This window comes from Streptomyces sp. NPDC056738 (assembly GCF_042790435.1).
GTDB lineage: Bacteria > Actinomycetota > Actinomycetes > Streptomycetales > Streptomycetaceae > Streptomyces.
The window spans coordinates 221,498-246,225 of the sequence record NZ_JBHTZF010000004.1; the positions used below are offsets into that span (position 1 = coordinate 221,498).

General features: G+C 68.5%; 19 protein-coding genes. 11 read left to right on the plus strand and 8 right to left on the minus strand.

Annotated elements, in window-relative coordinates:
• Positions 1–42: 42 nt before the first annotated feature.
• Complete coding sequence (locus tag ACFRIC_RS12100; RefSeq protein ID WP_382783258.1) at positions 43–2,796, minus strand: transglycosylase domain-containing protein; 2,754 nt, start codon at positions 2,794–2,796, stop codon at positions 43–45.
• Between the two features lie 374 nt (positions 2,797–3,170).
• Here ACFRIC_RS12100 and ACFRIC_RS12105 point away from each other — a divergent pair, with 374 nt between their 5' ends.
• The 4 genes from ACFRIC_RS12105 to ACFRIC_RS12120 all read left to right on the plus strand — a co-directional run bounded on the left by ACFRIC_RS12105 (position 3,171) and on the right by ACFRIC_RS12120 (position 6,927).
• Positions 3,171–3,854, plus strand: a complete 684-nt coding sequence (locus ACFRIC_RS12105) for a PadR family transcriptional regulator (protein ID WP_382783261.1) — start codon at positions 3,171–3,173, stop codon at positions 3,852–3,854.
• A gap of 44 nt (positions 3,855–3,898) precedes the next feature.
• Positions 3,899–4,981 carry an inositol-3-phosphate synthase gene (locus ACFRIC_RS12110; RefSeq protein ID WP_382783265.1) on the plus strand — a complete coding sequence of 361 codons (1,083 nt, stop codon included), beginning with the start codon at positions 3,899–3,901 and terminating at the stop codon, positions 4,979–4,981.
• Positions 4,982–5,061: 80 nt separating this feature from the next.
• The gene (locus ACFRIC_RS12115) at positions 5,062–6,324 is read left to right on the plus strand and encodes an MFS transporter (protein ID WP_382783268.1); all 1,263 of its coding nucleotides are present in this window, start codon (positions 5,062–5,064) and stop codon (positions 6,322–6,324) included.
• Positions 6,325–6,438: 114 nt separating this feature from the next.
• Positions 6,439–6,927, plus strand: a complete 489-nt coding sequence (locus ACFRIC_RS12120) for a hypothetical protein (RefSeq protein WP_382783270.1) — start codon at positions 6,439–6,441, stop codon at positions 6,925–6,927.
• A gap of 102 nt (positions 6,928–7,029) precedes the next feature.
• Here ACFRIC_RS12120 and ACFRIC_RS12125 read toward each other — a convergent pair whose 3' ends face one another.
• A complete protein-coding gene (locus ACFRIC_RS12125) occupies positions 7,030–8,496 on the minus strand; it encodes a CCA tRNA nucleotidyltransferase (RefSeq protein WP_382783273.1) in 1,467 nt (488 codons plus the stop codon).
• Between the two features lie 222 nt (positions 8,497–8,718).
• Between ACFRIC_RS12125 and ACFRIC_RS12130 the strand changes: the two genes are divergently transcribed.
• From ACFRIC_RS12130 to trxA, 7 genes are all read left to right on the plus strand, one after another.
• Positions 8,719–11,160, plus strand: coding sequence for a DUF6049 family protein (locus tag ACFRIC_RS12130; RefSeq protein ID WP_382783276.1), 2,442 nt, complete (start codon positions 8,719–8,721; stop codon positions 11,158–11,160).
• A 46-nt stretch (positions 11,161–11,206) separates the two neighbouring features.
• Positions 11,207–13,450 carry a murein biosynthesis integral membrane protein MurJ gene (gene murJ / locus ACFRIC_RS12135; RefSeq protein ID WP_382783279.1) on the plus strand — a complete coding sequence of 748 codons (2,244 nt, stop codon included), beginning with the start codon at positions 11,207–11,209 and terminating at the stop codon, positions 13,448–13,450.
• 118 nt (positions 13,451–13,568) lie between these two features.
• On the plus strand, positions 13,569–15,284 hold the full coding sequence (locus ACFRIC_RS12140; protein WP_382783282.1) for a protein kinase family protein: 1,716 nt from the start codon (positions 13,569–13,571) through the stop codon (positions 15,282–15,284).
• Between the two features lie 29 nt (positions 15,285–15,313).
• Positions 15,314–16,045 (plus strand): RNA polymerase sigma factor SigM, encoded by a 732-nt coding sequence (sigM, locus tag ACFRIC_RS12145; RefSeq protein WP_382783285.1) that lies wholly within the window; start codon positions 15,314–15,316, stop codon positions 16,043–16,045.
• Complete coding sequence (locus ACFRIC_RS12150) at positions 16,042–16,977, plus strand: anti-sigma factor family protein (RefSeq protein WP_382783288.1); 936 nt, start codon at positions 16,042–16,044, stop codon at positions 16,975–16,977. The genes sigM and ACFRIC_RS12150 overlap by 4 nt, the downstream gene beginning before the upstream one ends.
• Before the next feature lie 123 nt (positions 16,978–17,100).
• Positions 17,101–18,060 carry a thioredoxin-disulfide reductase gene (gene trxB / locus ACFRIC_RS12155; protein ID WP_382783291.1) on the plus strand — a complete coding sequence of 320 codons (960 nt, stop codon included), beginning with the start codon at positions 17,101–17,103 and terminating at the stop codon, positions 18,058–18,060.
• Positions 18,061–18,105: 45 nt separating this feature from the next.
• Positions 18,106–18,438, plus strand: a complete 333-nt coding sequence (gene trxA, locus ACFRIC_RS12160; RefSeq protein WP_326786756.1) for a thioredoxin — start codon at positions 18,106–18,108, stop codon at positions 18,436–18,438.
• A gap of 97 nt (positions 18,439–18,535) precedes the next feature.
• Here trxA and ACFRIC_RS12165 read toward each other — a convergent pair whose 3' ends face one another.
• From ACFRIC_RS12165 to yidC, 6 genes are all read right to left on the minus strand, one after another.
• Positions 18,536–19,153 carry a GNAT family N-acetyltransferase gene (locus ACFRIC_RS12165; RefSeq protein ID WP_382783294.1) on the minus strand — a complete coding sequence of 206 codons (618 nt, stop codon included), beginning with the start codon at positions 19,151–19,153 and terminating at the stop codon, positions 18,536–18,538.
• A gap of 328 nt (positions 19,154–19,481) precedes the next feature.
• Positions 19,482–20,573 (minus strand): ParB/RepB/Spo0J family partition protein, encoded by a 1,092-nt coding sequence (locus ACFRIC_RS12170; protein WP_382783297.1) that lies wholly within the window; start codon positions 20,571–20,573, stop codon positions 19,482–19,484.
• Positions 20,570–21,643 (minus strand): ParA family protein, encoded by a 1,074-nt coding sequence (locus ACFRIC_RS12175; RefSeq protein WP_382784242.1) that lies wholly within the window; start codon positions 21,641–21,643, stop codon positions 20,570–20,572. Before ACFRIC_RS12175 ends, ACFRIC_RS12170 begins: the two co-directional genes overlap by 4 nt.
• Before the next feature lie 426 nt (positions 21,644–22,069).
• Positions 22,070–22,786, minus strand: coding sequence for a 16S rRNA (guanine(527)-N(7))-methyltransferase RsmG (gene rsmG, locus ACFRIC_RS12180; RefSeq protein ID WP_382783300.1), 717 nt, complete (start codon positions 22,784–22,786; stop codon positions 22,070–22,072).
• Between the two features lie 118 nt (positions 22,787–22,904).
• Positions 22,905–23,414, minus strand: coding sequence for a protein jag (locus tag ACFRIC_RS12185; RefSeq protein ID WP_382783303.1), 510 nt, complete (start codon positions 23,412–23,414; stop codon positions 22,905–22,907).
• 15 nt (positions 23,415–23,429) lie between these two features.
• Positions 23,430–24,728, minus strand: a complete 1,299-nt coding sequence (gene yidC, locus ACFRIC_RS12190) for a membrane protein insertase YidC (RefSeq protein ID WP_382783306.1) — start codon at positions 24,726–24,728, stop codon at positions 23,430–23,432.

A 24,728-nucleotide genomic window follows, 5' to 3' on the forward strand; every position in this document is an offset into this window, starting at 1 on the left:
CGCCCCGAGGGTGCGCACGCGCGAAGCCGTGGTCGGCGACCGTCAGCCGGAGCCTCCGAAGAGGCCTCCGTTGCCGTTGCCGTTTCCTCTGCTGCTGCCGGTACTGGTGGTGGCCGATGGTGAGGTGCTCACACCACCGTCCGTGCCGCCGGTGTCCAGGCCGCCGGTGTCCGTGCCACCGGTGCCGGTCCCACCGTTGTCCGTCCCACCGTTGTTGTTGCAGTTGAAGTCGAACTTCCGGCAGGTCTCGGTCGCCGAGGGCGTGGGAGACGTCAGCGTCGCGCTCGGGGTCGGGCTCGGGCTCTCCGTCGCGCTCTCGGTGGCCGAGGGCGTCGGCGTCGGGCTCGGGGTGTCGTTGAGGACCTCGCCGATCTCCTCGGGCACCGGGAAGGACTCCGCCTTCTCACCCTTGAGCGCCACCATCATGTAGTCCCGCCAGATCTGCGACGGGAACGAGGCACCGTGGATGGTCTTCTCGCCACCCGTGCCGTACATCTGCAGGAACTCGCGGTTCTTCTTGGTCTCGTCGTCGTCCAGGCGGTACATGCCGATCGCCGTGGAGAGCTGCGGGGTGTAGCCGACGAACCAGGCGGACTTGTTGCCGTCGGTGGTACCGGTCTTGCCGGCCACCTCGCGGCCCGGGAGCTGGGCGTTCGTACCGGTGCCCTTCTCGACCACGGTCTTCAGCACGTCGGTGACGTTGTCGGCGACCGCGGGGGTGAAGGCCTCCACCGCCTTGGCGATCTTGTCGTGCTGGAAGACGGTGCCGTCCTTGCTGGTCACCTTCTCGACCGAGTACGGGTCGCGCTGCTTGCCGCTGGCCGCGAAGGTGGCGTACGCGCCGGCCATACGGATCGCGCTCGGGGAGGAGGTGCCCAGGGAGAACGACGGGAACCTGGAGCTGGCGAGGCTCGACTCCTTGATGCCCGCGCGCAGGACGGAGTCCTTGACCTTGTCCAGACCCACGTCCATGCCGAGCTGGACATAGGCGGAGTTCACGGACTCCCGCATGGCCTCACGCAGGTCGATCTTGTACGTGGGCGGGTTGAGGGACTGGCCGCCGTCGTTCGTCTGCAGCCACTCCTTGCCCTTGTCGTCCCTCCAGTCGGTTCCGTCGTAGTCCTTGATCTTGAGCTTGTTCTTGCCGCTGTAGAAGCTCTTCGGAGAGACCTTCGTCCGCTCGTCCTGCGCCTGATCCGGGAGCCCCTCGGGATCCCGGACGCCCCAGGACATGGCCGCGGCCAGCACGAAGGGCTTGAACGTCGAACCGACCTGGGCACCGGTCTGGTCGGCGTTGTCGGTGAAGTGCTTGGTCGCGTCCTCACCGCCGTAGATGGCCTCGATCGCGCCGCTGTCCGGGTTGACGGACGCACCGCCGAACTGGACGTACTTGTCGTTCTTCGGACGCAGCTTGGGCTTGATGTTGGCCTTCTGCACCTTCTTTACCGCGGCCTCGAGAGCGTCGACCTTCTTCTTTTCGAAGGTCGTGTGGATCTGGTAGCCGCCCTGCCGGAGCTTGGTCTCGGTGATCCCGGTGTCTTTGCTGTTGTTGACCAGGTACGAGTTGACGAGGTCGACGAGATAGCCGACCTGGCCGCCCAGCGCGGCGTTCGAGCGCGGCGGCTGGGTCGCGGGGAACTTCGTGTACTTGCCGCGCGTGGCCGCGTCCAGACGGCCGTCCTTGACCTCTTCGTCGAGGATCCAGCGCCAGCGTTCCTCGGCACGAGCGCGGTTCTTCTGCGGCGTGGCGCCGACCGCGTCGATCGACGCGGCGCCCGCGGGGTCGTAGTAAGTGGCGCCCTTGAGCACCGCCGCCAGGAGCGCGCACTCGCTCGGGTTCAGGTCGGTGGCGTCCTTGTCGAAGTACGCGTGGGCCGCGGCCTGGATGCCGTAGGCGTTGCGCCCGTAGTAGGCGGAGTTCAGGTAGCCCGCCATGATCTGTTCCTTGGGAACCTTGGCGCCGACCTTGATGGAGACGAACAGCTCCTTGAGCTTGCGGGAGACCGTCTGCGACTGGTCCTCCAGCATCGCGTTCTTCACGTACTGCTGGGTGATGGTGGAGCCACCCTGCGTCTGGCCGCCCTTGGCCATGTTCACGAAGGCGCGGGCGATACCCGTCGGGTCGACGCCGCTGTCGGTCTCGAACGTCTTGTTCTCGGCCGACATCACCGCCCAGCGCATCTCCTTGGGGATCTGCGCGTAGCTGATGATCTGACGGTTGGCCTCACCGCCCGTGGCGACCATCTCGCTGCCGTCGGCCCAGTAGTAGACGTTGTTCTGCGCCTTGGCGGTCTTGCCGATGTCCGGGATGCCCACGAGGGCGTACCCGACACCGGCGGCCGCGACCATGCTGCCGCAGAAGCCGATGAACACGCCCGTCACGAGCTTCCAGGACGGCACCCAGCGCGCGGCGCCGTACCGGCCCGCGCGCGGGTAGTCGATGATGCGCTTCTTGGCGGGCTCGGGAGCGCGGCCACGGCCGCGTCCGGGACCGCCCGGGCCCTGGGGACCACCGCGTCGGCCACCCCCTCCACCGGGGCCGCCGCCGTGACCCGCGCCGTCGGCGGCTCTGCGCCGGCCTCCGCCGTTTCCGCGCTGCATGGCACGCCGCGCCTCGGCACGGCTGCCGAACGGGCTCTCTTCACCTCCCGGCCCATACGGAGCGGAAGGAGACCCGGTGGCGTCTCGCGGTGCATCGCGGCGGCCTGCGGACGGGCCTGCCTGCGGCTGGCCGCGCCGGGCCGCGGCACGTCCGCCGCCCTGCGGCTGCGTCGGTTTGCGACGGTGCTCGCTCATCGAACGATTACTCCTCGGGCAGGCGCACCTTTGCGCGCCTGGAAACGGCGGCTGGTTTCCGGTCCCCCCGAAGTACGGATGCGGTCGATCGCGCATTCACCCGTACTGCACCAAAGACGTTGACGTTCTCAGACGTCACTCGGTTCCCGGTGGTGTCCATCCCGCACAGAGTACGCACCGCCAAAACCCACCGAGCGTCGAAGTTCACCCCAAATCAGGCAACTTGCTTCGTATGAATCGGTGATGTGACGCCGTTCACTCTGCTCCCTCTTGTCGCATCCGCAGGGCCGTTCTATCGTGCTGATGTATCGAGTCGATACATCAGTGCGGCATAAAGACCGTGCCGACGGGACAGCGACAGAGAGGAGGCGACGATGAGCCGGCGTGCCGGGATCCTCGAGTTCGCCGTCCTCGGTCTGCTCCGCGAGTCCCCGATGCACGGCTATGAGCTGCGCAAACGACTCAATACGTCACTGGGTGTGTTCCGTGCCTTCAGCTACGGAACGCTCTATCCCTGCCTCAAGACGCTGGTCGCCAACGGCTGGTTGATCGAGGAAACAGGATCCACACCCGAAGACGCCCTGTCGGCAACACTCGCGGGGCGTCGCGCCAAGATCGTCTACCGGTTGACGGCGGAAGGTAAGGATCACTTCGAGGAGCTTCTCGCGCAGACGGGTCCCGACGCGTACGAGGACGAGCACTTCGCGGCTCGCTTCGCCTTCTTCGGGCAGACGTCACGCGATGTACGCATGCGCGTACTGGAAGGTCGCCGCAGCCGTCTGGAGGAGCGCCTCGAGAAGATGCGCGCCTCGCTGGCGCGCACCCGGGAGCGCCTCGACGACTACACGCTTGAGCTCCAGCGCCACGGAATGGAGTCCGTGGAGCGCGAAGTGCGCTGGCTGAACGAGCTCATCGAGAGTGAGCGGGCCGGCCGGGACGTCAAACGTCCCGGCCTCGAAGGCACCGCTCAGCAGGACAACACATCTGGAGAGACGGGCGGCCTGCCCCGGCACCGGGACAGCCCCCGGCCGGATCCGTCCGACGACACCGCCACGTGAGACCCCGCACGGGGTTTCACCGATAGACACAGGGAGCAACCGGAATGGGTTCGGTTCGCGTAGCCATCGTCGGCGTGGGCAACTGCGCCGCCTCGCTGGTTCAGGGCGTCGAGTACTACAAGGACGCCGACCCGGCGACCAAGGTGCCCGGCCTGATGCACGTCCAGTTCGGCGACTACCACGTCGGTGACGTCGAGTTCGTCGCCGCGTTCGACGTCGACGCGAAGAAGGTCGGCCTCGACCTCTCCGACGCCATCGGTGCCAGCGAGAACAACACCATCAAGATCTGCGACGTCCCGAACAAGGGCGTCACGGTCCAGCGCGGTCACACCCTGGACGGTCTCGGTAAGTACTACCGCATGACCATCGAGGAGTCCGCCGAGGCGCCGGTCGACGTCGTCCAGATCCTCAAGGACAAGCAGGTCGACGTCCTCGTCTGCTACCTGCCCGTCGGTTCCGAGGACGCGGCGAAGTTCTACGCCCAGTGCGCCATCGACGCCAAGGTCGCCTTCGTCAACGCTCTCCCGGTCTTCATCGCCGGCACCAAGGAGTGGGCGGACAAGTTCACCGAGGCGGGCGTCCCGATCGTCGGCGACGACATCAAGTCGCAGGTCGGCGCGACCATCACGCACCGTGTGATGGCGAAGCTGTTCGAGGACCGCGGTGTCCGTCTTGAGCGCACCATGCAGCTCAACGTCGGCGGCAACATGGACTTCAAGAACATGCTGGAGCGCGACCGCCTCGAGTCCAAGAAGATCTCGAAGACGCAGGCCGTCACCTCGCAGATCCCCGACCGTGAGCTGGGCGAGAAGAACGTCCACATCGGTCCCTCGGACTACGTGGCCTGGCTCGACGACCGCAAGTGGGCGTACGTCCGCCTCGAGGGCCGTGCCTTCGGCGACGTCCCGCTGAACCTGGAGTACAAGCTCGAGGTCTGGGACTCCCCGAACTCGGCCGGTGTCATCATCGACGCCGTGCGCGCCGCGAAGATCGCCAAGGACCGCGGTATCGGCGGCCCGATCCTCTCCGCGTCGAGCTACTTCATGAAGTCCCCGCCGGTCCAGTACTTCGACGACGAGGCCTTCGCCAACGTCGAGAAGTTCATCAAGGGCGAGGTCGAGCGCTAAGCACGATTCCGTGCGCACCGCTGAGGAGGGTCCCCGGGCTTACTGCCCGGGGACCCTCCTCGTATGTGAGGCTGTGCCCCATGGCCGTCGTGCGTGACCTGCGCGTCCTCCTGCGCTTCCAGGGATTCAGACGCCTGCTCGGTGTACGGCTGCTGTCCCAGGGCGCCGACGGCGTCTATCAGGTCGCGCTGGCCACCTACGTGGTCTTCTCACCGGAGAAGCAGACCTCGGCGGCCTCCATCGCCTCCGCCATGGCGGTGCTCCTGCTCCCGTACTCCCTCGTCGGCCCCTTCGCGGGCGTCCTGCTGGACCGGTGGCGGCGGCGGCAGGTCTTTCTGTACGGCAATCTGCTGCGCGCGGCGCTGGCGTCCGTGACGGCCCTGCTGATGCTGAGCCCGGCACCCGACTGGCTCTTCTACACCTCCGCGCTCTGTGTCACCGCCGTCAACCGCTTCGTCCTGGCCGGGCTGTCGGCAGCCCTGCCGCGCGTCGTCGACACGGACCGGCTGGTGGTGGCCAACTCGCTCTCACCGACCGCCGGAACGCTCGCGGCCACCGCGGGCGCGGCGCTCGCGTTCGCCGTACGACTCCTCGTCGCGGACTCCGACGCGGCGGTGGTCCTCGTGGGGGCGGGGCTGTACCTGTGCGCCGCCCTCGCCTCGCTGCGTATCGCCCCGGAGATCCTCGGACCCGACCAGGACCTGGTCCGCCCGTACGTGGGCACGGCTCTCGCCGGTACCGCGCGGGGCCTTGCCGGCGGAGTCCGCCATCTCGCGGAGCTCCCGCGGCGGGAGGCGGCCTGGGCTCTGATGACCATGACCCTGATGCGCTTCTGCTACGGCGCGCTGACGGTCATGGTGCTGATGCTCTGCCGCTACGCGTGGGCGTCCGGCTCGGACGACGGGCTCGCGCTCCTGGGGCTGGCCGTGGGCGTCTCGGGGGCCGGCTTCTTCGTCGCCGCCGTGGTGACGCCCTCGGCGGCCGGACGGCTGGGTCCGGGCCGCTGGATCGCCGTCTGCGCCGGCGCCGCCGCCGTTCTGGTGCCGGCGCTCTGTCTGCCCTTCGCCCCCGCGCCCACACTGGGCGCCGCCTTCGTGCTGGGCGTGATCACCCAGGGCGCGAAGATCGCCACGGACACCATCGTGCAGTCCGCCGTGGACGACGGTTTCCGCGGCCGGATCTTCTCCGTCTACGACGTCCTGTTCAACGTCGCGTTCGTCGGCGCGGCCGCGGTCGCCGCACTGATGCTGCCTTCTGACGGACGGTCCGTTTCCCTCGTCCTCACCGTGGCGGCGGTCTACGCATCAATTGCGGCTGCTATGGCCCGCTTTGAGCTTCAGTAAGTGTCACATCAATGCCACAGAGCCACTTCTGACTACTCCGTTGTCACAGGGGACCGATAACTTACGTGCGTCTTACGTTCGCGTCACGCACCTACGTTCCAGGGGGAACCTCCAGTGACAACTCCGCCGCCGCCTCAGGGTCAGAACCCCTACGCGCAGGGGCAGCCGCCCCAGGGTGGCAACCCGTTCGCGCAGGGCCAGGCCCCGCAGGGATACCCGCAGCAGCCGGGTCAGCCCGGGTTCCCGCAGCAGCCGGCCGCCGGTTTCGCCCCGGTCCCGCCGCAGCGCCCGAAGCGCGGCATCAAGCAGTACCTGCGCGGCGCCGTCGTAGTCGTTGCCGTGATAGCCGCCGGCGTGGGCTACCTCGCGAGCCGGCACGACCCGGACACCGCCAAGGTCGGCGACTGCATGAGCATCAGCAACCCGGACAGCACCACGGACCCGGGCCTGAAGGTCGTGGGCTGCGGCGACGCCAAGGCGAAGTACAAGGTCGCGCAGAAGAAGACCGACAACTCCGGCTGCGACCGCACCAAGTACGCCGAGTACACCGAGACGGGCAAGAACGACTTCACCCTCTGCCTGGAGGAGCTCGCCTCCAAGTAGGACCCGGCACAGACGCGAAGGGGCGGTGTTTCACGTGAAACACCGCCCCTTCGCGTGGCCCGGCTCAATGTTTCACGTGAAACATGGCGGGCCGCCCGTCTCTCAGCCCTGCTCGGCCCACCACTCCTTCAGGGCCGCGACCGCGGCGTCGTGCTCCATGGGCCCGTTCTCCAGCCGCAGCTCCAGCAGGAACTTGTAGGCCTGGCCGATCGCGGGGCCGGGACCGATGCCCAGGATTCCCATGATCTCGTTGCCGTCGAGGTCCGGACGGATCGCGTCGAGCTCTTCCTGCTCCTTGAGCTGGGCGATGCGTTCCTCCAGCCCGTCGTAGGCGCGGGACAGGGCGGTCGCCTTGCGCTTGTTGCGCGTGGTGCAGTCGGAACGCGTCAGCTTGTGCAGACGGTCGAGGAGCGGGCCCGCGTCACGCACATAGCGGCGGACGGCGGAGTCGGTCCACTCGCCCGTGCCGTACCCGTGGAAGCGCAGATGCAGCTCGACCAGACGTGAGACGTCCTTGACGAGATCGTTCGAGTATTTGAGCGCCGTCATCCGCTTCTTGGTCATCTTGGCGCCCACCATCTCGTGGTGGTGGAAGGAGACCCGCCCGTCCTGCTCGAAGCGGCGCGTCCGCGGCTTGCCGATGTCGTGGAGCAGCGCGGCGAGCCTGAGCGTCAGATCGGGCCCGTTCTCCTCCAGCGCCATCGCCTGTTCCAGAACGATCAGCGTGTGTTCGTAGACGTCCTTGTGCCGGTGGTGCTCGTCCCGCTCCAGACGCAGGGCGGGAAGCTCGGGGAGCACGTGATCGGCGAGCCCCGTGTCCACGAGCAGCGTCAGACCCTTGCGCGGGTGGGCGGACCGGATCAGCTTGTTCAGTTCGTCCCGCACCCGCTCCGCGGAGACGATCTCGATACGCCCGGCCATGTCCGTCATGGCGGCGACGACCTCGGGTGCCACCTCGAAGTCGAGCTGTGCGGCGAACCGCGCGGCCCGCATCATCCGCAGCGGGTCGTCGGAGAAGGACGCCTCCGGGGTGCCGGGGGTGCGCAGCACGCGGGTGGCGAGGTCGTCCAGACCGCCGTACGGGTCGATGAACTCCTTCTCCGGCAGTGCGACGGCCATCGCGTTCACCGTGAAGTCGCGACGCACGAGGTCGTCCTCGATGGAGTCGCCGTAGGAGACCTCCGGCTTGCGGGAGGTCCGGTCGTACGCCTCGGAGCGGTACGTCGTGATCTCGATCTGGAACGACTGCTCCACATCGCCCACACGGGCTTCCTTCTGCGCACCGACGGTGCCGAAGGCGATCCCGACCTCCCACAGGGCGTCCGCCCAGGGCCGGACGATCTTCAGTACGTCCTCGGGCCGGGCGTCCGTCGTGAAGTCCAGGTCATTGCCGAGCCGGCCGAGGAGCGCGTCCCGGACCGAGCCGCCGACCAGGGCGAGCGAGAACCCGGCCTCCTGGAAACGGCGGGCGAGCTCGTCGGCGACAGGGGACACCCGCAGCAGTTCACTCACCGCGCGGCGCTGCACCTGGCTCAGGGCACTGGAATTGTCTTCGTTGGCGTTCGGCACAACAGAAAAGGGTACGTGGCCGAGGCGGTGGGGGGCGCCCGGATAAATCCCACACCAGTGCCTCACATCTTTTCGCGGCAGAATAGACGCACATACAGGACAGTCGGTCCTCATCCCTGATCTTGTGGACCACTCCGCGGCACTTACTCTCAGCGCACCTCGTTACCATGCGTGGACGCACATTCCGACGACCACTGACGACGACGAGGGACGGGCGAGCGCGTGGCCGAGGCGGCAGACTTCCAAGGGACCAGTCCCTCACCTGCCCGCCGGTGGCTCCGGCGCAGCGGTGCACTGCTGGCCGGGGCGCCGCTGCTGGCAGGGCTGCTCCAGCTCCCCCTGAGTACGCCCTCACAGGCCGCCGAGAAGGCTTCCGCGACCACCGCCGCCGAGTCCGCGACCACCGCCTCGGGGTCCTCCGGCCCCGTGGACGTCCGTCTCGACTCGCTGACGCCCAGCGTTCCCACCGACGGCGACACGGTCACGGTCTCGGGTTCGGTCACCAACACGGGCAAGCAGACGGTCACCGACGCCCACGTGGGCGTCCGGGTCGGACCGTCCCTGAACACCCGCACCGCCATCGACACGGTCGCGAAGCGCAGCAGCTTCCAGCCGGGTGTCGACCCGCTGGAGATCGGCGGCAAGTACGTCGCGAAGGTCACCAAGCTCGCCGGCGGCAGCTCGCAGCACTTCTCCATCTCGGTCCCGGTCAAGGATCTCGACCTCGGCTCCGACGGGGTCTACCAGCTCGGGGTGTCGATCACGGGCCGGACCACCGCGCAGCCGTGGGACCAGGTCCTCGGCATCGAGCGGACCTTCCTGCCCTGGCAGCCCGAGGCCGCGGACACGAAGACGAAGACCACCTACCTCTGGCCCCTCATCTCCACCGTCCACCTCACGGCGGAGACGGGTTCGGACGCGCAGCAGACGCCGGTCTTCAAGAACGACGACCTGGCCAAGGAGATCGCCCCGGGCGGCCGCCTGGACCAGCTCCTGTCGCTGGGCAGCCAGCTCGACGTCACCTGGGTCCTCGACCCGGACCTGCTGGCCTCCGTGGACGCCATGAGGGGCGGCTACCGCATCCAGCAGGAGAACGGCACCACCGTCGCCGGGAAGAACCAGGCGGTGGCCAACGCCTGGCTCGACAAGCTGGAGAAGACGGTCCAGGGCCAGAGCCTGGTCGCCCTCCCGTTCGCCGACCCCGATCTCGCGTCGCTGGCCCACCACGGCAAGGACGTCACCGGTTCCCTGAGCCACCTCAAGGACGCCACCGATGTGGCGGCCGACACGGTGGAGACGATCGTCCACGTGAAGCCGAGCACGGAGTTCGCCTGGCCCGCGGACGGCGCGGTGGACCCGTCGATCGTCAAGGTGGCCACGTCGGCCGGCGCGGACAAGGTGATCGCCCGCAGCGACAGCCTCCGCGAGACCGGCGGCCTGTCCTACACGCCCAGCGCCGCCCGCCCCATCGGCGGCGGGACCACCGCGGTGGTCGCGGACGAGCGGATGTCGACCGCGTTCCAGGGCGACATGATGAAGGCCGACACCTCGACCCTCGCCGTCCAGAGGTTCCTCGCGCAGAGCCTGATGATCAACCTGCAGGAGCCGAAGAAGGAGCGCAGCATCGTCGTCGCTCCGCAGCGGGTGCCAACGGCGAGCCAGGCGCAGTCCATGGCCGAGGCACTGCGGGCGCTCCAGCAGGGCAACTGGTCACAGTCCCAGGGGCTGACCGAGGCCGCCAAGGCCAAGCCGGACCCCGGCGCCACCACGAAGGTGCCCTCCTCGTCCTCGTACCCGTCGGCGCTGCGCCACCGGGAGCTGCCGCGCTCGGCGTTCGAGCGGATCCAGGCGACCCAGGCCAAGCTCGACAAGTTCCGCGTGATCCTGACCGACGAGTCCCGTGTGGTCACACCGTTCGGACGGGCCATAGAGCGGGGGATGTCCTCGTCCTGGCGCGGCCGGACCGCCGAGGCGGCTGAGTTCCGGCAGGGGGTGGAGACCTACCTCGACGGGCTCATGGGCCTGGTGCATCTCATCCAGAAGTCGGACGCGAAGCTGTCCGGGCGCAGCGCCACGATCCCCGTGACGGTCCAGAACAACCTCGTGCAGGGCGTCGGCCATCTGATGCTGCGGCTCACCTCGCAGCAGCCCACCCGCCTCAAGATCGGCAACGGCCCGTACGACGAGCAGCCGATCCAGGTCGCGGGCGAGCACAGCCAGTCGGTCAAGTTCACGACGTCCACCAAGGCCAACGGCCCGGTACAGGTCGTCGCGCAGCTCTACACGGAGGACGGTCAGCCCTACGGGGACCCGGTCCCCTTCGAGGTGAAGGTCACCGAGATCACCTCCACCGTGATGCTCGTCATCGGCGGCGGTGTCCTGCTTCTCGTGCTCGCCGGTTTCCGTATGTACACGCAGCGTAAGCGTGCGGCGGCCCGGCAGGCCGGGGAGGACGCGGAGGACGGTCCCGAGACGGGGGGCGACGGCGAGGACGCCGGAGCCACCGTGGACACTGACTCCACCGAGGATTCCGAGGCCGGTCCCGAACGGGCTTCCGCCCCGGAGTCCGGGGCAGACGACCCGGAGCAGCCGAGTGACCCGACACCGGACACCGCACCGGAAAGCGCCGACCCGTCCGGCACGGGTGAGAGAGTGGACCGTTGAGCGATGTCGTGGCCGGTGGGCCCGGGGACGATGAGGTGGGGTAACCATGAACGCGCCGTACGACGGTGACCGCGGCCAGGGCGCGGGATCCTCGGGCTACCCCGAGGACTACCCGGACCATGCCGCGGGCCGCTCCGGCCACCCCGAGGGCACGCCTGAGAACGCTCGGACGCCCCAGGGTTCTCCCGCCGACATGTACCTCCAGGACGCCTACGACCAGGATCCCTACCGGGCTCAGGACCTCTCGGCCCAGGACCCGGTGACGGAGGCGCTCTACGACCGCGCCGCGCACCCTCCGCCGCCGCCGGGCTCCTACGCCCCCCAGCAGCCGCTCTACGGACAGCCGCCCGCGGCGCAGTACGCGCCCGACCCGCGGCTCTGGGCCCAGACGCCCCCTCCGGAGCCGGCCGGGCCGACGCGTCACCTGCCGTACGGCGACGACGCCCGGACCACCCAGTACGTGGGCGTTGACGATCTGGTCACCCAGGCCGGCGAGCAACAGCACGAGCCGGACGCCTTCGCTCATCTCTTCCGCGACCAGCAGCAGGGCGGCGCCCGCCATGGCTACGCCCCCTCCGCCTCCGCCGCGGTCCCGGCACCGGCCCCCGAGCCGGCTCCGGCAGCCCCTCAGCCGCCCGCGGCCGCCTCGGCGAAGTCCGGCGGCCGTGCCTCCGGGCTGCTGAAGTCGAGCGCCGTGATGGCGGCGGGCACGCTGGTGTCCCGTCTCACCGGCTTCGTACGGACCATGATCATCACCGCCGCACTCGGTGCGGCGACCCTCGGTGACGCCTGGACCGTCGCCTACACCCTGCCGACGATGATCTACATCCTCACCGTCGGCGGTGGCCTCAACTCGGTCTTCGTGCCCCAGCTCGTGCGGTCCATGAAGGAGGACGACGACGGGGGCGAGGCGTACGCCAACCGCCTGCTGACCCTCGTCATGGTCGCCCTCGGCGTGATCGTCACCGCCGCGGTCTTCATCGCGCCGCTGCTGATCAAGCTGATGTCGTCGCCCATCGCGGACGACCCCGCGGCCAACAACGTGGCCGTCACCTTCGCCCGCTACTGCCTGCCCACGATCTTCTTCATGGGCGTGCACGTGGTCATGGGCCAGATCCTCAACGCCCGCGGGAAGTTCGGCGCGATGATGTGGACCCCGGTCCTGAACAACATCGTCATGATCTTCACGTTCGGCATGTTCCTCTGGGTCTACGGCACCGCCCGCCACTCCGGGATGACGGTCACCAACATCCCGCCGGACGGCGTCCGCCTGCTGGGCATCGGCACCCTGCTGGGCCTGGTCGTCCAGGCCACGGCGATGGTTCCGTACCTGCGCGAGGCCGGCTTCCGGTTCCGTCCGCGCTTCGACTGGCGGGGCCACGGCCTCGGCAAGGCCATCAAGCTCGCCAAGTGGACCGTGCTCTTCGTCCTCGCCAACCAAGCCGGCGTCCTCGTCGTCACCCAGCTCGCCACGGCGGCGGGCAAGGCCTCGGGCAAGAGCGGCGCGGGCATCATGGCCTACGCCAACGCCCAGCTCATCTGGGGCATGCCGCAGGCGATCATCACGGTCTCCGTCATGGCGGCCATGCTTCCGCGGATCTCGCGAGCGGCCCACGACGGAGACCCGGGAGCCGTCCGCGACGACATCTCGCAGGGGCTGCGGACCTCGGCCGTCGCGATCGTCCCGGTGGCCTTCATGTTCCTGGCCCTGGGCATCCCGATGTGCACCCTGCTCTTCGGCTCCAGCGGCCTTCAGTCCGCCCAGTCCCAGGGCTACGTCCTCATGGCCTTCGCCCTCGGCCTGATCCCGTTCTCGGTGCAGTACGTGATCCTGCGCGGCTTCTACGCCTACGAGGACACCCGCACGCCGTTCTACAACACGGTCATCGTGGCCGCCGTCAACGCGGCGGCCTCGGCCGCCTGTTACATGGTCCTGCCCGCGCAGTGGGCGGTCGTCGGCATGGCCGGCGCCTACGGGCTGGCGTACGCGGTGGGCGTCGGTGTGGCCTGGCAGCGACTGCGCAGGCGGCTGGGCGGCGACCTGGACGGTGCCCGCGTGCTGCGCACGTACGCCCGTCTGTGCCTGGCCTCGGTCCCTGGCGCCGTCGTGGGCGGCGCCGTAGGCTTCGCGATCACCCGAGTCCTCGGGTACGGCGTGTTCGGTTCGATCGCGGCGCTCGTCCTCGGATCGATCGCCCTGCTCGGTGTCTTCTACGTCGCGGCGCGCAAGATGCGCATCGAAGAACTCAACTCAATGGTCGGAATGGTCCGCGGGCGCCTGGGGCGCTGAGGCGGGGGTACGCGCACAACCATCGTCCGTCGCCGTGTGTCGTGCATAGCGCCGGACTGTGGGCACAATTGGTTTCTGCGTCGGACAGCGCGCAATGGATGGGGAGGCAGGGACGACGGTGGCGGAACGGAGCACGGCTGCCGTCGACGTGGCAGACAACAGCGGTGACGAGCCGCTGACCGCCAAGGCGGACCAGACCACGTCCGACGGGGTGGCCCTCAACCGGGAGCGGGAAACGGACAGCGAAGAGGCACAGGGGAGCGGCGGGACCGAGGGTCCCGGAAAGGCCTCACCGCCCGAACTGCACAGTGGTCACAAACTCGCCAGGCGCTATCGCCTCGAAGAGTGCGTCACCCGACTGGACGGTTTCAGCAGTTGGCGCGCGATGGACGAGAAGCTCCGTCGTGCCGTCGGGGTGCATCTGCTGCCCGCCGATCATCCGCGAGCCCGCTCCGTCCTGGCGGCGGCGCGTTCCTCCGCCCTGCTGGGCGATCCCCGGTTCGTCCAGGTCCTGGACGCGGTCGAGGAGAACGACCTCGTGTACGTGGTGCACGAGTGGCTGCCCGACGCCACGGAGCTCACCGCCCTCCTCGCCTCGGGCCCCCTCGAGGTGCACGAGGCCTACCAGATGGTCAGTCAGGTCTCGGGGGCCATGGCCGCCGCGCACCGCGAGGGCCTCGCGCATCTCAAGCTGACCCCGGGCGCCGTGCTGCGCACGTCCACCGGCCAGTGGCGCATCCGCGGACTGGCCGTGAACGCGGCGCTGCGCGGCATCAGTTCGGAGACCCCGCAGCGCACCGACACGGAAGCGATCGGCGCACTCCTGTACGCCGCCCTCACCCAGCGCTGGCCGTACGAGAGCGACGCCTACGGCCTGTCGGGGCTGCCCAAGGGCGTCGGCCTGATCGCACCCGACCAGGTGCGTGCCGGCGTCCACCGCGGCCTGTCGGAGCTCGCCATGCGCGCGCTCGCCAACGACGGCGCGACCGCCTCCCGCCACGAGTCCCCCTGCACCACGCCGGAGGAGCTGGTGAAGGCGATCGGCGAGATGCCCCGCATCCGCCCGCCGGAGCCCGCGTTCACCGCACCGCCCGAGTACCAGCGCACGACGTACCAGCAGGGCACCTACGGCCGTCAGTCGCCGCGTCCGGGCGCCACCCAGGTCCTGCCGGCTCCGCCGCCCCCGCTGCAGAGCCGTACCGGCACAGCCCTGAAGTGGGCCGTGTCGGCTCTCCTCATCGCCGCACTGGGCCTGGGCAGTTGGCAGCTCGCCGACGCGCTCATGGACCACGACAAGCCCGAGGACACCAAGAAGACCCAGACGACGGACGGCAACGAGAAAGGCGGCACCAAGCCCGTGCCACTCAAGCCGATCGCGATCAAGGGTGCCTCGGAGTACGTGGTCGAAGGCTCTCCCCAGGCGGCCGACGACGTCGACAAGACCTTCGACGGCAACAGCACCACGTTCTGGCGTACGAAGCGGTACAACGCCGGCCCCAAGCTGGCGCCGTACAAGCCCGGCGTGGGCATCGTCTACGACCTGGGTTCGGCCCAGTCGCTCAAGAACGCCTCGATAGGGCTTCGCTATGCGGGCGACCACACCACGATCCATCTCTACGCCGCCGACGCGCTGTCGCCCACGACGTCCGTCGACGGGATGAAGGAGATCGGCACCGCCACCACGAGCGGCACCAGCCTGAACGTGAAGGCGTCCAAGTCCGTGAAGACGCAGTACGTGCTGCTGTGGATCACCGATGTGCCGAACGCTCCCAGCGACGGTTACAGCGGCGCCGGCTTCAAGCAGGCGATCACGGATGTGAAGTTCAGCGGCTGACGCTCGTCGACGGAGGGGAGGGGGGTCCGATGGCCGATGAAGCCGAACACGGCGAAGCAAGCGATCAGGACCTCCTGGCCCGCCACGTCGAAGGCGATCCGGACGCCTTCGGTGAGCTTGTGCGGCGCCATCGCGACCGCCTGTGGGCCGTGGCCCTGCGGACGCTGGGAGACCGCGAGGAGGCCGCTGACGCGGTCCAGGACGCGCTCGTCTCGGCCTACAGGGCCGCCCACACCTTCCGGGGCCAGTCGGCCGTCACGACCTGGCTGCACCGCATCACGGTGAACGCCTGCCTGGACCGCGCCCGCAAGGCGGCCTCCAGGAAGACGTCCCCCGTGGACGACACCCAGCGCCTGGAGCAGCTTCTCGAACCGCACGAGTCCGCCGCCGCTCCCGCCGAACGCAACGACCTCCACCGTGAGCTCATAGGCGCCCTGGGCACCCTCCCCGCCGACCAGCGCGCCGCCCTCGTCCTGGTGGACATGCAGGGCTACCCCGTGGCGGAGGCGGCCCGCATGCTCGACGTGCCGACCGGCACCGTGAAGAGCCGCTGCGCGCGCGGCAGAGCCAGACTCCTCCCCCTGCTCACCCATCTCCGCACGGAGAACCCGGGTGACGAGGAGAAGAAGAAGTCGGGCGGCGGACGGAACCGGACGCAGGGGACATCCGTCCCACCCGCAGCGGGACCTCGCTCGTCGGGTGCCCGCGAGGCGGGGCCAAGCGATTCAGCGGCTGTGAAGGGCGGAGGTGGGCGGGCGTGACATCCACGACGGACAAGGCCGGACACCCGGACGTCGCGGAGATCTCCGACCTCGCCGAAGGTCTTCTCTCGCCTTCCCGTACCGAGGATGTGCGCCGGCACCTCGACGACTGCGAGCTCTGCGCCGAGGTCTACGACTCCTTGGAGGAGATCCGCGGCCTTCTCGGCACCCTCCCGGGCCCCTCGCGCATGCCGGACGATGTCGCCGGACGCATCGACGCCGCTCTGGCCGCGGAAGCGCTGCTGAGCTCCACGGCTCCCGACGAGACGGCCGACGCCGATGCCGACGCGGCTCATGTTTCACGTGAAACATCGCCCGCATCGCCCCCGCCTCCCCCGTCGCCCGCCGGCAGTCCTTCCGGACGTCCTCGTGGGGCCACCGGCCCCGGCCGCTCCCATCGGGCCCGTCACGGCCGTCGCAGGACGGTCCTCCTCACCGCCGCCTTCGCAGCCGCCGCCCTGGGGCTGGGCGCGATCCTCGTGCAGTCGCTGGACAGCGACGGCTCAGGCAAGACGGCCCAGACGGCGACCCAGAACGCTTCGGGATCACCGACGGCCTTCTCCGAGGGGACGCTGAAGGGCGAGGTCTCGGCCCTTCTCACCAAGAAGAAGACCTCGGGTGACGGCTCTCCCAGCGCCAAGCCCTGGAGTGCCGAGTCGCAGGACGCCGGAACCGACTCGGGCGGGGTGAAGACCTTGATCACCCCCACGCCCGCGGTCCCCGAGTGCGTCCAGCAGGGGACCGGAGACCCCGGGGTGCTCCTCGCCGCCAAGGCAGGTTCGTTCCAGGGGAAGAACGTCTATCTCCTCGTGGTGTCCGACGCCGCCGACAAGACGAAGGTCACCGCTTACCTCGTCGACGCCGCTTGTGAGAAGCAGTCCGCCCCGTCGCCGGGCAAGCTCCTCCTGACCCGGTCCTACGGGCGTTCCTGAACGGTCTCCGTGTGCCCCGACACAGCGGGAATTGAAGCCCCTTAGGATCCGTTGGGTGGGGTGAGAGTACTGAGAGATGCTCCCACCGGAACGCTGCAGTCTCCAGAGACGAGGAATCAAGCCGTGAGCGACGTCCGTAACGTGATCATCATCGGGTCTGGGCCCGCCGGCTACACGGCGGCGCTCTACACCGCGCGCGCGTCGCTGAAGCCGCTGGTCTTCGAAGGCGCCGTCACCGCGGGCGGTGCGCTGATGAACACCACCGAGGTCGAGAACTTCCCCGGCTTCCAGGACGGCATCATGGGCCCCGAGCTCATGGACAACATGCGCGCCCAGGCTGAGCGCTTCGGTGCCGAGCTGGTCCCGGACGATGTCGTCGCCGTCGACCTGACGGGCGAGATCAAGACCGTCACGGACACCGCCGGCACGGTGCACCGCGCCAAGGCCGTCATCGTCACGACGGGCTCGCAGCACCGCAAGCTCGGTCTCCCGAACGAGGACACGCTCTCCGGACGCGGCGTCTCCTGGTGCGCGACCTGTGACGGCTTCTTCTTCAAGGACCACGACATCGCCGTCATCGGTGGTGGCGACACCGCGATGGAGGAAGCGACCTTCCTCTCGCGCTTCGCCAAGTCCGTCACCATCGTCCACCGCCGGGACAGCCTGCGCGCCTCCAAGGCGATGCAGGAGCGTGCCTTCGCCGACCCGAAGATCAAGTTCATCTGGGACAGCGAGGTCGCCGAGATCAAGGGTGACCCGAAGCTGGCCGGTCTGACGCTGCGCAACCTGAAGACCGGCGAGACCTCGGAGCTCCCGGTGACCGGTCTGTTCATCGCGATCGGCCACGACCCGCGCACCGAGCTCTTCAAGGGTCAGCTCGACCTGGACGGCGAGGGTTACCTGAAGGTCGCCGCGCCTTCGACCCGCACCAACCAGACGGGTGTCTTCGGCGCCGGTGACGTCGTCGACCACACCTACCGCCAGGCGATCACCGCGGCCGGTACCGGCTGCTCCGCCGCCCTCGACGCCGAGCGCTACCTCGCCGCCCTGGCGGACAGCGAGACCGCGGCCGCCACCGTCTGATCACCTCCCTCCTCCCCACCGCACCAACAAGTTAAGGAGCCCGCCGTGGCCGGCACCCTCAAGAACGTGACCGACGACTCCTTCGAGCAGGACGTCCTCAAGAGCGACAAGCCCGTCCTGGTGGACTTCTGGGCCGCCTGGTGCGGTCCGTGCCGCCAGATCGCTCCGTCGCTCGAGGCCATCGCCGCCGAGCACGGCGACAAGATCGAGATCGTCAAGCTCAACATCGACGAGAACCCGGCGACGGCCGCCAAGTACGGCGTCATGTCGATCCCGACCCTGAACGTCTACCAGGGTGGCGAGGTCGCCAAGACCATCGTCGGTGCGAAGCCGAAGGCCGCGATCGTGCGGGACCTCGAGGACTTCATCGCCGAGTAGTCGGTGACCGCCGCGCATGCGGCGCCTGTTTCACGTGAAACACGAATGGGCCAGCCCGGTCGGGCTGGCCCATTCGCTTTGCCCAAGGGGGCCGTCGTCACAGAGGACGGAGCGCAGGCTCCTTCTGCACCGCTCCGAGGAGACGGTCCAGCGCCAACTCCACGTCTTCCTTCCAGGAAAGCGTGGTCCGCAGTTCCAGCCGCAGGCGGGGGTATCTGGGGTGAGGGCGGACGGTCTTGAAGCCGACCGCGACGAGATGGTCGGCGGGGAGAACGCAAGCGGGTTCCTTCCACCGGGCGTCCCCGAAAGCCTCGATCGCCTTGAATCCACGACGGAGCAGATCCTTGGCCACCGTCTGGACCAGGACCCGGCCCAGTCCCTGTCCCTGGTAGCCCGGCGTGATGAACGAGGTCATGAGCTGAACCGCGTCCGGCGCCACGGGGCTTGTGGGGAACGCCGTGGAACGGGGGACATAGGCGGGCGGCGCGTAGAGCACGTAGCCCACCGGCACCTCGTCCACGTAGGCGACCCGGCCGCACGACCCCCAGTCCAGCAGCACCGAGGAGATCCACGCCTCCTTCTCCATGGCGCTCGTGCCCGCCTTCAGCGCGGCTTCACCGCGGACAGGATCCAGTTCCCAGAAGACGCACGTGCGACAGTGCTGGGGAAGGTCCGCAAGGTTGTCCAGCGTGAGCGGTACGAGCCGACGCCCCATGAAGGCTGTTCCTCGCTTCCTTCGCCCGCGGCGTCACGGGCGGCTGTCAGATGGCTCCGCTCTCTGAGCAGGCTGCCGACGAACCCGCCGACCGCTCCCAGACCCAGACCTGCGGTCACCAGTCCGGTACGGCTCACGGTCTGCATGACCCCCGCCTCCCCGATGAAGGTGCTGCCAGGTGGATGCGCCATACCCATCGCATCGTATCCACGAAGCGATTGCCTCGATACCGCCGGAAAGCAAAGAGCGGGCCGTATTCCGGCACACGCCGGACACGGCCCGCTCTCCAGGTGAACCCGATCGGACATCGGACCACCAGGAAGCCGACTCAGGCTTCCGTGTCGTCCGAGTCGTCGTCCAGAAGGCTCTTCTGAAGGACCGGTCCTTCTCCCGGGGCGAGGGAGCCGAGGATGCGTTCAAGGTCTTCCATCGAAGCGAACTCGACAGTGATCTTGCCCTTCTTCTGCCCCAGGTCGACCTTCACCCGAGTCTCGAAGCGGTCGGAGAGACGCGTCGCCAGATCACTCAGCGCCGGGGAGACCCGGCTGCCGGCCCGCGGGCCCTTGGAGCGCTGAGCCGTCTGCGGACGGGACCCCATGAGGGTCACGATCTCCTCCACGGCCCGCACCGAGAGCCCCTCCGCGACGATGCGGTGAGCGAGCCGGTCCTGCTCCTCCGAGTCGTCGACCGCGAGCAGTGCCCGCGCGTGTCCGGCGGAGAGAACCCCGGCCGCCACACGACGCTGGACCGACGGGGAGAGCTTCAGCAGCCGCAGGGTGTTGGAGACCTGGGGACGCGACCGTCCGATCCGGTCCGCCAACTGGTCATGCGTGCAGTTGAAGTCCTTGAGGAGCTGGTCGTAGGCCGCCGCCTCTTCCAGCGGGTTCAGCTGAGCCCGGTGGAGGTTCTCGAGGAGCGCGTCCAGGAGAAGCTTCTCGTCCTCCGTTGCGCGCACGATCGCGGGAATGGCCTCGAGCCCCGCCTCACGGCAGGCCCGGAAACGGCGCTCGCCCATGATGAGCTCGTAGCGCCCGGTAGCCACCTGGCGTACGACGACGGGCTGGAGGAGTCCGACCTCCTTGATGGAGGTGACCAGCTCGGAGAGAGCGTCCTCGTCGAAGATCTCACGCGGCTGGCGCGGATTCGGCGTGATGGCGTCGAGGGGCAGCTCGGCGAAGTGGGCACCGACGGGAGCCTGAAGCGTCTCCAGCGACGCGTTGGCCCCGTCCTCCGTTTCATGTGAAACAGACGGCAGCGTGGTCACCTTCGCCACCGCGACCCCGCGCTCCGCGGTGAGTACCGGTCCGGCAGACGGCGAGGAGGGTGTCCCACTCGCCGAAACACCCGGCCGGTCACCTGTGGGAGCCGCAGGGATCAGCGCGCCCAGGCCCCGCCCCAGACCCCGTCGTCGGTCGCTCACTGGATCCCCTCCACCATGTTCTGATCGTTCTGTCCGCCCAGGTGGGCATGTTGCTCGTCGTACGCCACTCCGACTCCTCGCAGGGCGATCTCGCGCGCCGCTTCGAGGTAGGAGAGAGCACCGCTCGAACCCGGATCGTAGGTCAGAACCGTCTGACCGTAACTCGGGGCCTCCGAAATTCGGACCGAGCGCGGAATGCTCGTTCGCAGCACCTCCTTGCCGAAGTGGCTGCGCACCTCCTCGGCGACCTGGGACGCGAGGCGGGTCCGACCGTCGTACATGGTGAGCAGAATCGTCGAGACGTGGAGGTCGGGGTTGAGGTGACCGCGCACCAGGTCGACGTTGCGCAGGAGCTGCCCCAGGCCTTCGAGTGCGTAGTACTCGCACTGGATGGGGATGAGCACCTCCGCGCCGGCCACGAGCGCGTTGACCGTCAGCAGACCGAGCGACGGCGGGCAGTCGATGAGGATGTAGTCCAGCGGCTGCTCGTACGCCAGGATCGCTCGTTCCAGCCGGCTCTCACGGGCCACCAACGACACCAGCTCGATCTCCGCACCGGCGAGATCGATGGTGGCGGGCGCGCAGAAGAGACCCTCGACATCAGGGACCGGCTGGACGACCTCGGAGAGCGGCTTGCTGTCGATCAGCACGTCATAGATCGACGGGACCTCGGCATGGTGATCGATACCCAGCGCCGTGGAGGCATTGCCCTGAGGGTCGAGGTCGATCACCAGGACCCGGCCGCCGTGCAGTGCCAGCGAGGCGGCAAGGTTGACCGTGGTCGTGGTCTTACCCACCCCACCCTTCTGGTTGGCGACCACGATGACTCGGGTCTGCTCAGGCCGTGGCAGGCCCTCGCCGGCGCGACCTAGCGCCTCCACAGCCAGTTGGGCAGCACGACCGATGGGAGTGTCGTCCATCGGGGGCGGTGTTTCACGTGAAACATCGTCCCCCATCGACTCGGTACGGGGACCGGGGACCGGATCGGTCATCGGTCCCGCGATGTTGGCGTCGGACCGCAAGGATTCACTCTCCTCGACTTCAGGCTCGCAATGAACAGAGCCTCCCATGCCATTGGGGTCGCGAACCAGCGAGGCCCGTTGTTCTGTGGAGAAATCCACCTCTGTGGACAACTCCGGGCCCCTTCCGAGCGACCCGAGAGGCTTCCGATCGCGGGGTTCGGCCGCAGCTCGGCCGCGACTGATGATGCCGTGCAACAGTGAGCGACGTTTCACGTGAAACACGATGCCGAGCCGTCTGGATCATCACGGCACGACACTCCGATATGCGCAGGTTTGGCAGCTTTTGCGCAATAGGTCGCATCATCGGGATCATTCCGCCAGGAGTGAGAAACAACTCCTGGCTCCGAACAGAGAAACTCCCCGCCGTACCCCGACTTCACGCGGAGAGCTCCGGCCCCTTTCCCGGAGCCGAACGCAGAACTCCCGGCCCCCTCACAGGGGAACCGGGAGTCGCGGTGCTCGTGTCGACCGGGATCAGCGTCGACGACGCGTCCGGCCCGTCCTGGCGGCCTTGGCCCGCTTCGCCGCGAAGCGCACACCGCCGGGGCTCTCGCCCACCTCCACCCGCACCACGGTGGACATCGGATCCACGATGCCCTCACCGACCTGCAGGATGGACGTCTCCACGGCACCGAGCTTGCTGAGCGCCGTGGCGGAGGCCTTCAGCTCCTCCTCGGCGGTGTCGCCCTTCAGGGCCAGCATCTCGCCGTACGGGCGCAGCAGCGGGATGCCCCACGTCGCCAGCCGGTCCAGCGGAGCGACCGCCCTGGCGGTCACCACGTGAACCGGCTGGAGCTTGCCCATGACCTCCTCGGCCCGGCCACGGACGACGGTCACGTGGTCGAGACCGAGCAGTTCCACGACCTCGGTGAGGAAGTTCGTCCGGCGCAGCAGGGGTTCGAGCAGAGTGATCTTGATGTCCTCCCTGACGAGCGCCAGGGGAATGCCGGGCAGCCCCGCACCGGAGCCGACATCGCACACGGTCACGCCCTCGGGCACGACCTCGGAGAGCACCGCGCAGTTCAGCAGATGCCGCTCCCAGAGCCGGGGCACTTCCCGGGGGCCGATCAGCCCACGCTGCACACCCGCCTCGGCCAGCAGTTCCGCGTACCGGACCGCGTCCGCGAAGCGATCACCGAATACCTCGCGCGCCTGCTCGGGCGCGGGGGGAAGCTCCGCTGCCTCCGTCACGGGGGACCGTCCTTCCGTACCGCTTGAGCGCACTGAGCGCTGTTCACCAGGACTATCAGGCTGACAAAATTCGGCCCCGTCTGCGCAACAGACGGGGCCGAAGGAACGTACGTACCGATCAGGCAGGAAGCACGACGACGAAGCGCTGCGGCTCCTCGCCCTCGGACTCGCTGCGCAGGCCCGCGGCCTTGACCGCGTCGTGCACGACCTTGCGCTCGAACGGCGTCATCGGGTCCATCCGCACCGGCTCACCGGAGCTCTTGACCTCGGCGGCGGCCTTGGCACCCAGCTCGGAGAGCTCCTCGCGCTTCTTGGCCCGGAAACCCGCGATGTCCAGCATCAGCCGGCTGCGGTCCCCGGTCTCCCGGTGCACGGCCAGACGCGTGAGCTCCTGGAGCGCCTCCAGCACCTCGCCGTCCCGGCCGACCAGCTTCTGCAGGTCGCGGCCGCCCGAGTCGCTGATGATCGAGACAGCGGCGCGGTCGGCCTCGACGTCCATGTCGATGTCGCCGTCGAGATCGGCGATGTCGAGCAGACCCTCGAGGTAGTCCGCCGCGATCTCGCCCTCCTGCTCCAGGCGGGTCAGGGTGTCGCCCTCAGCGGCGGCGGAGGTGGTGCCTTCCGTCACGGGATGGACTCCTTCTTACTTCTTGGACGGGGACTTGGGCCGCTGCGGGCCCTTGCGCTGTCCGGACTGGGCCTTGCTGCGGGCGCCGGTACCGGGCTTGTTGCCGCCCCCGGAGGCCGGCTTGGCAGCGGCGGAGGGCTTGGCGTCCTGCGGCTCTTCGGACTTGCTCAGCGACGTCTTCGGCTCCGCGTCGTCGGCCGGCGCGCTGCTGGACGCCGCACCCGACTGACGCTGCGCCTTGGTCTGGCGCTTGGGCTGCTGACGCTTGGGAACGGCGGCCGCGGTGGTCGTGGTGCCGTCCTCGGACTCGATGACCGTCGTGTTCTCGCCGACCAGCACGGCGCCGTCGGGCTGGGCCACGAGGCCCGCCTTGGTGAGGCCGGTGATGAACTTGCGCTCGAACTCGTTGCGGTCGCGGCCCTTGGCGACGATGGCCTTCACGATGGCCTTCTCACCCCGGCCACGCGTCTTGCCGTGCGTCGTGACGTGCTTCTGCAGGCGCTCCAGGTACGCGGCCTGAGCCTTCGAGCCCGGGGTCGGGTTGTTGCGGATGACGTACATCTGCTGGCCCATGGTCCACACGTTGGTGGTCAGCCAGTAGATGAGGACACCGACGGGGAAGCGAATACCGAAGAAGGCGAACATGATCGGGAAGACGTACATCAGCATCTTCTGCTGCTGCATGAACGGCGTCTTCACCGTCGTGTCGACGTTCTTGGTCATCAGCTGGCGCTGCGTGTAGAACTGCGACCCCGACATCAGCACGATCATGATCGCGGTGACGACACGGACGTCGGTCAGCGAGGCGCCGAGCTTCTCGACGGTCGCCGCGCTGTCCAGGAACTTCGCGGCCAGCGGGGCGCCGAAGATGTGCGCCTTCTGCGCGCTCTCCAGGAGGCTCTGGTTGATGACACCCACGGTCTCGCCCGACGCGATGCCGTTGAGCACGTGGTACAGGGCGAAGAAGAACGGCGACTGCGCCAGGATGGGAAGGCACGAGGAGAGCGGGTTGGTGCCCGCGTCCTTGTACAGCTTCATCATCTCTTCGGACTGGCGCTGCTTGTCGTTCTTGTAGCGCTCCTGGATCTTCTTCATCTCGGGCTGCAGCGTCTGCATGGCCCGGGTCGCCTTGATCTGCTTCACGAAGAGCGGGATCAGGCAGATGCGGATCAGAATCACCAGGGACACGATGGACAAGCCCCAGGCCCACCCGGTGTCAGGGCCGAAAATGTGGCCGTACACCGTGTGGAACTGGACGATGACCCAGGAAACGGGTGTCGTGATGAAGCTGAAAAGACTGGCAATCGTGTCCAC